Origin of the sequence: Campylobacter concisus, from assembly GCF_003048615.2 — a bacterium.
Taxonomy (GTDB): Bacteria; Campylobacterota; Campylobacteria; order Campylobacterales; family Campylobacteraceae; genus Campylobacter_A; species Campylobacter_A concisus_C.
In genome coordinates, this window is the sequence record NZ_CP049263.1 from 888,696 (window position 1) to 900,217 (window position 11,522).

The window sequence follows — 11,522 nt, forward strand, 5'->3', positions numbered from 1 at the left end:
TTATTTTAGTTGGCATTTTTATTGTGGCGGTTGTTATCTTTGCGCTTATCAAAAAGGTCTCTTTTTAGCCTTTAAATTTCTCCCACCACAAGTAGGCAAAGATGAGCCCAAAGCCCTTAACCTTGCCCTCGTCAAAGGCAAATTTCATCATATCTTCTCGTTTTATAAAAACTAGCTCGATATCCTCGCCATCGACGCCACCGCCTGCATTTACCTTCATGCTCTCATCGATCTTTGCGTAAAACATCGTTTGCATGTTGCCGCCAAAGCCAAAAGCGCCATACGTCATCGTGATGCGCTCCATCTCTTTTAGCTCGTATCCTACCTCTTCGACTGCCTCTTCTCTAGCGGTTTGCTCTTCGCTTAGCCCCTTATCCATAAGCCCTGCGCAAAGCTCATAAGTAAAGCCTTGCTCGTTTGTTTTGATGCCTTCTTTTTCTTGCGAGTACCAAACAGCTGGGCGAAACTGCTTGACAAACAAAAATGCATCTTTTTGCTCGTGATATAAAAATATGCTAACGCTGTTCATCACCTTGACGCAGTCCCAGTCTCTTTGCAAGCCATTTTGTTTAAATTTCATCTTAAATGGCTTTAGGTATTTTGACTCACCAAGAGGTAAAATTTCTAAATTTGTTATAGTAGTATCCATTTTGCAAGTCCTAAAAAGCTAAAAAATCCTATCGCGTCTGTAAAAGTTGTAAGAATGACCGCTGAGCCAACGGCAGGATCGATGTTAAAGCGCCTTAGCGTCAAAGGTATGATCGTGCCAAAAAAACCAGCAAAGAATAAATTTGTAACCATACTAAGGCTAATAACCACGCCAAGCATGCCTTTGTCAAACCAAACAGCGGCGATGACGCCCATGATAGCGCCAAAGATGAGGCCATTTACGAGTGAGATAGTCACCTCACGCTTTAAAACGCTCTTTGCATCTTTAAATTCTATCTCGCCAAGTGCCAAACGACGAACCGTAACAGCAAGTGCTTGCGTGCCAGTGTTGCCACCCATTGAAGCAACTATTGGCATAAGCACGGCAAGTGCGACGTAAGCTGCGATCGTCTCATCAAAAAGTCCGATGATAGATGAGCTAAAAAGTGCTGTTAGTAAATTTATACCAAGCCAAACCGCACGACCACGACCAGCTTTAAATAGCGTATCATCCTCTTCTGACTCGTCATCAACGCCAGCTAGGTTATAAATTTGCTCTGTTGCGCTCTCTTGGATGTAGTCGTGGATATCATCATACGTGATACGACCTAGCAAAATTCCAGTGCTACTTGTAACTGCGATAACGTTTAGATCGTACTCTTGAAACATATCAGCGACATCTTGCATGAGATCCATATCGTTTGCCATGTGAGGCTTGTAGTGGTCGATCTGGGTTGATTCGATATTTTGTTTTAGCGTCTTTGTAAAGTCAAAAAGGATGAGATCTTCAAGCGGGATGGCGTATTGTAAGACGCTATTTTTATCGATGATGAAAAGCTGTGAGACGTTTTCTAGTTTGCCTTCTTGCTTCTCTTGTCTTAGTCTTGCAACTGCGCTGCCAAGCTTCTCTTCAAGATGAGCTGAAAATAGCTCTGTTTGCATGTGCGCACCAGCTCTATCTTCGTCGTAGCTTCTAAGTCTTAAAATTTCGTTTTGATTTTCTTTATCTAGCTCGTTAAAAAGCTCTCTAGCCTTGTCCTCATCGATATCTTCGATGTATTGAAGCAGGTCAGTCGCATCGTCACTCTCTAGCTCTTCAAGCGCTTCTACGATCTTTTCAGCTGGGAGCGTGTCGATCACGTCTTTTAGCATGTGATCAGGAAGCTCGATCGCCACATCACCCAAAATTTCAGGATCTAGCTTTTCAAGGTACTTGGCAAAAAGCTCTTCATCGTGCTTTTTAAGTGTTTTAAGATGCTGGGCTAGCTCGTATGCGGAGAGCTCACCGTCTTCTAAATTTTCATCTAAGTGCTGATCTATCAGCTCTTTTGCTTCTTCTAGTTCTTGGCTCAAGTTTTACCTTTAAAAATCTATTACGTTAGGGAAAAATTCCACCTTATGATACTCTTTGTCGTTGCTTAGAGCTTGTCTTATCAGCTCATCATTTCTATTTATGACTGCTTTAAATTTAGCAGACTCTTTTTTATCTTCTATATTTTTTACGACTTTGATGGCGCTTTCTGGATTGATCGGCTTGCCGCCTAGATAGAGGCCAAAGTGCAAGTGTGGGCCAGTGCTCATGCCGCTTGTGCCAACGTATGCTATTAGCGTGCCTTGTTTTACTTTAAGACCGCTTCTTATGCCCTTTGCAAAGCCGTTTAGGTGTGCGTAAAGTGTCTCGTAGCCACCAGCGTGAGAGATGATGACGGTTCTGCCATAACCGCTCTTTTGTCCGACAAATTTGACCGTGCCATCGCCTGCAGCCTTGATCGGTGTGCCTTTTGGAGCACCGTAATCAACTCCAAGGTGCGCTCTATATCTTTGAAGGATCGGATGCCATCTTTTTAGAGTGAAATTTGATGTGATCCTAGCGTTTGCAAGAGGGCGAACGAGCAAAAATTTATCGTTTTTTTTGCCATTTTTATCATAAAATTTATCTTCAAATTTATACATCACGTAGCGTTTGTTTTTAGTCTCTATCATCGCTGCGTAAATTTCAGGCGTGCCAAAAGAGCGCCCCATGCGTAGCTTTTGGTTATATACAATAGCGATCGTATCGCCTTTGTTTATCTTTTTAAAATCGATCCCGCTACCGCTAAAAACCTCTTTAAAACCAAGCGCTAGCGTGCCAGAGCCAGTGTAGTCAAAGATATCTTCAGAGACTGACTTATCTACTTTTAGGGCTAAAACTTTATCTTCGCTTTGGTATAAGATCGGGATAAACTCAAGCTGAAATTTGCCCTTGTCATCTCTATAAATATGTATCTGAAGCTCGTCGCTAACGGGGATGAGAGCTTGTTTAACCTCGCCGTTATCGTTTTTGTAAATTTGATATTTTGTGCCAGCGATGATCTCTTCTGTTAGCTCTTGATCTTCGCTTGCTAGGTTGTAGTAAAGTGAAAGTGGGATTTTATTTGTCTCTAAGAAATTTAAAAAGCTGCTGCCATTTGGCCAACTAAGCTCATCAACAGTTGGTTTTATGGCATATAAATTTATACATAATATTGCAAAAATCACAAATATACGAGGCATCGATATCCTTTTAAAAAGCTGGGAGGGATTTTAACTAAAACTTGCTTTAATTTTGCAAAAGATAAAGCATTTTAGGCTATAATCGCTCTAAAAATTTAAACTTAGGAGATATTTTTGAAACGTATAATCGTGATTTTATCACTGTTTTTTGGCTTTGCTTTTGGGGCTGATTTTTCTTTAAATGAGTATAGAACTCCTCTTATTAGCGTCGAGAGTGACGGCACAGCAACGATAGTTGATAGTCCTGAAATTTTGATCGGATCAAGCGGCGTCGTGCTCCATAAATTTGACACTGATAGCTCTATCATCGCAAGAGTGAGCGTTGTCTCAAAAAATGCTGGCTTTGCGAAGGTTAGATTTGAGGTGTTTGACCTACTTGAGCAAAAGGCTCTCCCTCTCCCTGGCATCGCACCTGCAAGTGGCGATATAGTCGTGCTAAACTACCTTTATAACCGCTCGCTAATCGTCGTGCCAAATAAAGAAATTTATGAAGAGGTTTTGGGCGCATTTCCTAATATGATATTTATCCACCCAGACCTTGTCGGAGCATACTTAAGCTACGAATACAAGCCAAACCCAAGCAGAGATGACTTTAGAAAAATGTGCGCTCAAAGTGCAGCTGGTCTTATCTTTGTTGCAATGGATGGCAGAAGCGTTTTTGCTGATTGCCAAAGCTTTAAGGTGCTAAAAGAGTTTAAAACTGGCGAGGTTGAGTACTATCAACTACCATTTTACACAAGAGTTAGCGACATAGACACTGTATTTTGGAAGCTAAATAGCGAGCACATCAATAACTACGACGCTCACTACGAAAAACTTTTTGAAGAAGATAACTGATAAATGAGCCGTTTGTCCTTAAGCAAGAGCGATTTAAAGAGTGGTTTAAATTTGCTAGCTGCTCTTAAGGACAAAGAGCTCTTTCACTACGCAGCAAGCCTTAGTTTTCACACGATCTTATCGATCATACCGATACTTCTTATATCGTTTTCTATCTTTACAAAACTGCCTAGCTTTGAGGATTATTACGCCAAAATTCAAGACTTTGTCTTCTCAGCTCTTTTGCCAAGCAATCAAGAGATCATCTCAAACTACTTGCAGAATTTTCTCCAAAATAGCGGAAATTTAGGCATGGTTGGCTTTGTGGCGATGATATTTACTTCGGCTATGTTTTTTAGCGATTATGAATACGTAGTCTTAAAAGTGACAAGAGCTAGCAAGGCTAGGGGATTTTGGTCGGCACTTAGCTCGTACTGGACGCTCATCACGCTTGCGCCACTCGGACTTGCTGGCAGTTTTTACCTCTCAAGCCTTGTGCAAGAGATGCTAAACTCGACTAAATTTACAAGCTGGATAAATTTCTTAAGCATCGTGCCATATCTCATCATCTGGGTGATATTTTGCGTCACCTATCTCATCTCAGTAAATGACGAGATAAAATTTAAAAGCGCGTTTTTTAGCTCGTTTGCCGCCTCGCTTGTTTGGTATCTTGGCAAGTCAGCCTTTGTCTATTACGTCCTTTACAACAAGACCTATCTAAGCGTCTATGGCTCGTTTTCAGCCGTGCTTTTCTTCTTTGTCTGGATCTACATCTCGTGGATCATCTTTTTATATGGGCTTAAGTTTTGCGCCTATCTCTCAAATAGCTCTAAATTTAAAGGATAAATTTATTGCCAGCTGGCTATTTTTGTAAATTTACCAGCTAGCAGGATATGTATTATTTTACGTGAAATTTTATGTATCTAGCGTTTAAACTCGCAAATTTCTATCTTAATATCAAGCTCTTTGCTAAATTTACTAACAGCCTTTTCAAGCTCGTCTTTATCAAAGCATATAAGATCAACATAAGAGTGCTTAGTGCCAGTAGCTGCGCCCATGCCCTCGCAAAAGCTGCTCCCTTCTAGCTCATCTTCTATCTTGTTTTTGCTATCAACACCAAACTGCACGTCGCCGTCGTGATACAATACTAAAAAGCAGAAATTTATACCAAGCTCGTAAGCTTCGTTATAGATATCGCTTTTGCCGTCATAGTACTCATTTAGAAGTGAGATTAGGCTTGTATATCCCATAAAAACATCATCTCTTAGCGCATCTGAGCGAGGTTCTAGCTCGTAAAAGCTAAACTGCTTAAGCGGTTCGCTTGATGCCTCTTTGCCAAATTTATCATCTATAAGATCGGCAAAGTCGGTAAGTGCGACGCCTTTTTCTCTTGGCTCATCTACGATCTCAAACTCCCCAAGCGTGTTTATCATCGCCGTCTCGCCAACAACGTTGTCGCAAAGTATAAAAGCTAGTGTGTAGGCTTTATTTTCATCTTCGCTTTTTAGCTTGCTTAAAGTCTCGTTGTATAGGCACATATCCACGCTTTTTTCTTCAAAATTTGCATAGACCATGACCTCGTTTGCATCAACACTCACGCCATACATCTGTATAGTTGCTACTTCGCGTGGTGCACGTGGTTTGCCAAGCGTGCAAGTAAGTTTTGCTTCATACTCTTTTGGCATGCGTGATTTGATAAATTTAAGCCAAAAAAGCCTATATTTCATCCCTTCTGGGGTGAGCACTAGATCGATCTTGTCATTAACAAGACCTATCATAAAGGTTGGATCTACTAAACATAAATTTAGTGCCTCTTCGGTCATTTTGCTCGCTGTTTCGTACTCTTTATCCTCTAAATTACGCTTGATGGCGTCTAAATTTTTACCAAATTCGCTCCAAAATTTATCAACTCTGCTAGCAAAGCTAGAACTCTTTTTAGAAAACCACATCTTTATCCTTTTTATTAAAATTTTCTACATTTCTTTGCGTATAAATTTTCATCGATGGAAACTCTAACGCACTTAGTTTATCAAAACCAACTTCGTTAAAAACACAGCCTGTATCGATATCTGCGCTATTTTTATAAAATTTTACCTCTTTTACTGGCGTGTGCCCATAGACGTTAAATATGCCCTCTACTTGCATCTCGTCGCCTCTGCCTGAGAGCAGGTGCCTTTTAAACTCTTCGCTAGCATATTTGTCATTTCTTAGCTCCCACATATTGCCAACGGCTGAGTGAGAGACGACTAGATGCTCGCCATTTTGAGTTTTGCAATCTTTAAATTCCAGATAAACTGGCCTGCTTTCTAAAAAATCCACATGCCTTTGCTTAAACTCTACGCTTTGTCCAAGATATGATCTATACGTCGCTTCGCCGCCGTTTCCAAAAAACCAGCTCCTGTCAAATGGCACTTTGTTGTTTAGAAATTCAAATTTATTGCTAAGTAGCCTTCGCTCGTGATTTCCCATTACCATTTTATAGTCATTTTGCATGATAAGCTCGACCACGTCGCAGCTAAAAAGCCCCCGATCTATCACGTCGCCAACAAAGCAAATTTGAGATTTTTCTTTGTTTGGAAACTGCTTTATAAGCTCTAAAAGTGTGTTAAAACAGCCGTGAACATCGCCGATAATGTAAATTTGCTCGCTCAAATTTTCTCCTTTGGCGCAAATTTTAGTCTATTAAACTTAAAAATAAAGATTGTTATTTGTTGATAAATTTAGAATGAAATTTTATTTATGAAATTTAAAGCAGTAGGGGGGGCAAAACCCCCTAAAATCATTGTGCGTAAAAGCCGCTTACTTTGCCAGTGAGATCTATCATGATGTTTTTCATCTGAGTGTAGTGCTCAAGGATGATCTTGTGCGTCTCACGGCCGATACCTGAGTTTTTATATCCGCCAAATGGGCTTCCTGCTGGGATTTGGTTATAGGTGTTGATCCAGACCCTGCCAGTCTCCATAGACCTTGCTACACGGAGCGCTTTTGTGATGTCTTGCGTGAAAATTCCGCCACCAAGGCCGTATTCGCTATCATTTACCATTTTGATAAGCTCGGCTTCATCTTTAAATTTGATGACGACGCCAACTGGTCCAAAAATTTCTTCCTGAGACACTCTCATATCGTTTGTCACATCAACTAGCAGCGTTGGCTCGACAAATGCGCCATTGTCGCAACCATTTGCAGTGTAGGCCTTGCCTCCGACTGCTACTTTTGCACCTTCTTTTTTGCCGATCTCGACATATTCTAGAATTTGCTCGGCTTGTTTTTTATTGATCTGAGAGCCCATTTGAGTCTTAGGATCAAGCGGATCGCCAACTTTTATAGTGCTAAATTTCTTAACCGCAGCCTCGATAAATTTGTCATAAAAGCTCTCTTCTACGAAAATTCTAGACCCTGCGCAGCAAACTTGACCTTGGTTAAACAAAATTCCAAGCTGAAGTCCGTCAAGCGCCTTGTCTAAATTTGCGTCGCTAAAGAAGATATTTGCGCTCTTGCCGCCAAGCTCAAGTGTGGCTGGGATGATACGGCGAGCCGCAGCTATGGCGATATCACGGCCAATCTCGGTTGAGCCAGTAAATGCTAGCTTGTCAAGGCCTGGGTGGTTTTTGATCCACTCGCCGCTCTTGCTGCCTCTGCCTGTTACTATATTTATAAGGCCTTTTGGCAAAATTTTATCTATCAGTCTAAATAGCTCAAGCACGCTTAGGCTTGTCTCGCTTGAAGGCTTAAATACGCTAGCATCGCCTGCTGCGATAACTGGAGCTAGCTTCCAAGCTGCCATTAGAAATGGAAAATTCCAAGGCACGATCTGACCCACAACGCCTATTGGCTCGCGCAAAACGATAGAGAGTTGCTTCTCATCAAGCACATTTGCGCTGCCTTCTTCGCCCATGATAACGCCAGCAAAGTACCTAAAATGCTCGGCTGCAAAAGGAATATCGACATTTAGTGTCTCACGGATCGGCTTGCCGTTGTCCATGCTTTCAACTTTTGCTAAGTGTTCTTTGTGCTCGTCGATGATATCAGCGATCTTGTTTAGCAGCTTTGCGCGCTCGCTAACTGTGGTGTGTTTAAATTTATTAAAAGCCTCACGTGCAGCACGAACTGCGTCATTTACATCTTCTTCGGTAGCGTCAGCGATCTTTGCAAGGTGCTCGCCGTTTGCTGGATTTTTGGCATCAAGTGTAGCGCCGTCTTTTGCGTCACGCCACTCACCATCTATGAAAAGCCCGTATTTTTCAAGTAGTTTCATACTTTTCTCCTTGATTAAGATTTTGTAAAAGGATTATAATATTAATAAAATTTATCAAAAATAAATTTTGGATATAAATTCTCTTTTTTAATAAATTTTATTATTTAGAGTAGGGTGGTTTTAAATTTAACTCTGCCAAGAGAGTGAAAACGTAGTCTCGCCATCAAGCTCGCTTTGGCATTTTACGGTGATGTTATTTTTCTTGCAGCACTCTTTGACTAAATTTAACCCTATGCCAAAGCCGCCTTGATCGTCGTTAAATCTCGTGTAGCGATCAAAAATTTTCATCTGGTCCTCTTTACTGATGCCGCGTCCAGTGTTGCTTATGCTAAAGAAATTTGGCTCTAAAACGATGCTAACCTTTGAATTTGGCGCTGCGTATTTGGAGGCGTTGCTAAGGAGATTATCTAAAATTTTACTCACATCCTCAAGGTCTGCGTTTATGAAGCTTGGCTTTAGGCTAGCCTCTATCTTAAGTCCGCGTTTAGCAAAAAATGGCGAGAAGTAGCTAAGCCTTTGCGTGGTTAGTAAATTTAGATCGATTAGCTCTTTTTTGCTTGGTTTATCTAGGTTAAAGCTTAGATGAACGAGCGCGTCATAGATGCTGCCTAGGCTCTTTGCAGCAAGACTGATGTTGTTAAAACGCTTTAAATTTCGCTCATTTAGGTTTTCAAGATCAGCCGTTTCTATGCTCATCGAGATGACGCTTAGGGGCGTGTTTATCTCGTGAGTTGAGTCTTTTATGAAGTGATTTAGCGTATCTATCTTTTCATAAAGCGGTCTTAGGCTTAGTTTTGCGAGGTAAAAGGCGATGAAGAGCAGGGCGAAAAGGAAAAAGAGCGCCTTTAGTGTGGTCGAAATTTGCAAGGATAAAATTTCGCCGTTGATATTTTTGCCAACTAGAAAGATGTCTGCGCGTGCGAGCTCGTCTGTGGCGTTGTCCTCCATATACTGGATCTTTTCAAAGATCGCTACCTTGCCGTCTATCAAATTTACATTTTTGCCTTTGTTGATATTTTTGCACTCAAAATCTTTATAAATTTTCTCACCATTCTCCAGCACGATACAAGCATGTACGCCCTTTTCGTTTGTGAGGCTTGAGACCGAGTCTAGGCCATTCATCCTGGCTTTCATATATATGCCCATCTTGATCTCTTTTAGGCTTTTTACCTCGTTTAAGATGAGTGCATTTTTTTTATTTTGGTAGTCGTGTATAAAAAAATAGCTCAAAAATAGCACAGAGCTAACAAGATAGAGGGATAAAATTTTAAATAAAATTTGCGTCTTTTCAGACATAGATGTAGCCGTCTCCACGCTTGTTTAAAATGGCATCTTTGCCTAAAATTTGGCGTAAATTTTTGATATATACACGAAGGCTAAGCTCGCTTGGCTCCTCGTCAAATTTCCAAATTTTATTAAAAATTTCATCTTTGGTTAAAATTTTGCCCTTGTTTTGCAAAAATAGGGCGAGCAGGTCGCTCTCTTTGCTCGAGATATTTACATTTTCGCCGTTTTTACTTAGAGTTTTGCTCTGTGGGTGAAAGCAAAGATCATCTAAAATTTTGATATCTTCGCCGTTTTGGTGTGAGAAATTTCTTTTTATGAGAGCTTGCATGCGGATAAGTAGCTCTTTTAGCTCAAATGGCTTTTTTAGATAGTCATCGCAGCCGCTTTTGTAGCCTTTTTCAAGGTCGTCTATGGTGTTTAGCGAGGTGGTAAATATGCTAGGTGTTGTGACGCCAAGCTCACGTAGCGATGAAAGTAGGGAGAAGCCGTCGCCTTGCGGGAGTTTGACGTCTAGTATAAGTAGGTCAAAATTTCGCTCGTATGCAAGATCTAGTGCGTCTTTGGCATTGTTTGTAGTGGTGACATCGTAACCATTTTCGCCCAGATACTCGCTTATTAGATCAAGTAATGTTTCATCATCTTCAACAAGCAAAATTCTGACCATCAAGTGCCTTTACATGCCTTTTTTCATTTCGTCTTTCATGCCCATGTCGTCTTTTTTCATACCCATGTCATCTTTTTTCATTTCGTCTTTCATGCCCATGTCGTCTTTTTTCATACCCATGTCGTCTTTTTTCATTTCGTCTTTCATGCCCATGTCTTCTTTTTTAGCTTCGTGTTTTTTGACAGGATGTTTTTTAGACATATCATCTTTCATCATCTGCTCTTTCTTCATCATCTCATCTTTGCCCATCTTGTCCTTTTGCATCATTTCAGTAGCATTTGCAAGACCGCCAAACATAAACATAGCACCAAGTGCAACTAAGATTAACTTTTTCATAAAGTCTCCTTTAAATTAAATTATGTTGCAATTGTAGTCACTTAGTGTGAAATAAGTGTGAATTTACGCAAATACAAAATAGATAACTGGAAGCGTGATAAATGAAAAAAGCACGCCAATAGCAACTGATGAGATGGCTAGTGAGCTATCAAGTCCAGCTTTTATGACCATCGCACTTGCAAGAGCTGATGTTGGCATCGCACATTGAAAGAGACCAACGACCCAAGTTTTGCTCATCTGGATGCCTGAGACTTTTAATATGATGAAAAATACGATAGCTGGCAATATCATCTTACACAAAAGCACGACGCTAACGCCTTTATATGAGCTTGTGATACTGCTAAAGTTAAGACCAACGCCGATCGCAAAAAGTGCCACTGGGGTGACGCTACCTTCAAACATCCTAAGTGGCGCAAAGATAAAATCTGGAAGCGGGACTTCTTTTAAGACAAGACCCATAATGAGCGCGATAAATGGTGGAAATTTTAAAATTTTCATCGTATTTTGAAAGAGCGAGACCTTCTCAGGTGCGGCAAAAGATAGGATGAGTGGTCCAAGGATCGAAAGTGGGATACCAGTGGCTATTTGATCGTAAAAGATGACCTCATTTACCATCGCATCGCCAAAGAAGCCCTGAATGACAGGCATACCGACAAATAGTGTGTTACCAAAAAGGCTTAGCATGACCATACTGACGGTTGTTATTTTGGTAAATTTAAAAACCTTACCTATGACAAATGCCAAAGCAGCGCTAATGGCGGTTGAGGCAAAGCCGATTAAGATCGTATTTATAAGCGAGGCATCGACATTTACGTGGTAAATTTTATCAAAGATTAGCGCAGGCATTGCAAAACAAAGGACAAAATCCACAAATGGGATCGAGTGCTTTTGCTCAACAATGCCGACTTTTTTAGCAAAAAAACCAGTTGCGATTATGAAAAATATTGCAAAAAGTGGTGTGAAATTCATAGCAGTCTCTTTTAA

General features: G+C 40.7%; 12 protein-coding genes. 2 read left to right on the forward strand and 10 right to left on the reverse strand.

All coding sequences use genetic code 11. The features are described 5' to 3' along the window. Window positions 1-64 precede the first annotated feature (64 nt). The 3 genes from CVS89_RS04530 to CVS89_RS04540 are packed head-to-tail and all read right to left on the reverse strand — an operon-like array spanning window position 65 to window position 3,180. The gene (locus CVS89_RS04530) at window positions 65-649 is read right to left on the reverse strand and encodes an NUDIX domain-containing protein (protein WP_107847819.1); all 585 of its coding nucleotides are present in this window, start codon (window positions 647-649) and stop codon (window positions 65-67) included. After that, window positions 634-2,001, reverse strand: coding sequence for a magnesium transporter (mgtE, locus tag CVS89_RS04535; protein WP_103578624.1), 1,368 nt, complete (start codon window positions 1,999-2,001; stop codon window positions 634-636). The genes CVS89_RS04530 and mgtE overlap by 16 nt, the downstream gene beginning before the upstream one ends. A 9-nt stretch (window positions 2,002-2,010) precedes the next feature. Continuing rightward, window positions 2,011-3,180, reverse strand: a complete 1,170-nt coding sequence (locus CVS89_RS04540) for a peptidoglycan DD-metalloendopeptidase family protein (RefSeq protein WP_107847820.1) — start codon at window positions 3,178-3,180, stop codon at window positions 2,011-2,013. A gap of 114 nt (window positions 3,181-3,294) precedes the next feature. Between CVS89_RS04540 and CVS89_RS04545 the strand changes: the two genes are divergently transcribed. Both CVS89_RS04545 and CVS89_RS04550 read left to right on the forward strand, forming a co-directional pair. Continuing rightward, the gene (locus CVS89_RS04545) at window positions 3,295-4,017 is read left to right on the forward strand and encodes a plasminogen-binding N-terminal domain-containing protein (protein ID WP_002942758.1); all 723 of its coding nucleotides are present in this window, start codon (window positions 3,295-3,297) and stop codon (window positions 4,015-4,017) included. A 3-nt stretch (window positions 4,018-4,020) separates the two neighbouring features. Further along, the gene (locus CVS89_RS04550; RefSeq protein WP_035142438.1) at window positions 4,021-4,842 is read left to right on the forward strand and encodes a YihY family inner membrane protein; all 822 of its coding nucleotides are present in this window, start codon (window positions 4,021-4,023) and stop codon (window positions 4,840-4,842) included. 77 nt (window positions 4,843-4,919) lie between these two features. On the opposite strand, the gene CVS89_RS04555 is transcribed toward CVS89_RS04550, so the two are convergent. From CVS89_RS04555 to CVS89_RS04585, 7 genes are all read right to left on the reverse strand, one after another. Further along, window positions 4,920-5,945, reverse strand: a complete 1,026-nt coding sequence (locus CVS89_RS04555; RefSeq protein WP_107847821.1) for a hypothetical protein — start codon at window positions 5,943-5,945, stop codon at window positions 4,920-4,922. Next, complete coding sequence (locus tag CVS89_RS04560; protein WP_107847822.1) at window positions 5,932-6,648, reverse strand: metallophosphoesterase; 717 nt, start codon at window positions 6,646-6,648, stop codon at window positions 5,932-5,934. Before CVS89_RS04560 ends, CVS89_RS04555 begins: the two co-directional genes overlap by 14 nt. Window positions 6,649-6,775: 127 nt before the next feature. Continuing rightward, entirely contained in the window at window positions 6,776-8,251 is a 1,476-nt protein-coding gene (locus tag CVS89_RS04565) for an aldehyde dehydrogenase family protein (RefSeq protein WP_107847823.1), read from the reverse strand. Between the two features lie 126 nt (window positions 8,252-8,377). Further along, complete coding sequence (locus CVS89_RS04570; RefSeq protein WP_107847824.1) at window positions 8,378-9,547, reverse strand: sensor histidine kinase; 1,170 nt, start codon at window positions 9,545-9,547, stop codon at window positions 8,378-8,380. Further along, window positions 9,540-10,202, reverse strand: a complete 663-nt coding sequence (locus CVS89_RS04575) for a response regulator transcription factor (RefSeq protein ID WP_002940533.1) — start codon at window positions 10,200-10,202, stop codon at window positions 9,540-9,542. The genes CVS89_RS04570 and CVS89_RS04575 overlap by 8 nt, the downstream gene beginning before the upstream one ends. A gap of 9 nt (window positions 10,203-10,211) precedes the next feature. After that, entirely contained in the window at window positions 10,212-10,538 is a 327-nt protein-coding gene (locus CVS89_RS04580) for a hypothetical protein (protein WP_021085558.1), read from the reverse strand. Window positions 10,539-10,601: 63 nt separating this feature from the next. Then, a complete protein-coding gene (locus tag CVS89_RS04585) occupies window positions 10,602-11,507 on the reverse strand; it encodes an AEC family transporter (RefSeq protein ID WP_103610693.1) in 906 nt (301 codons plus the stop codon). Window positions 11,508-11,522 lie beyond the last annotated feature (15 nt).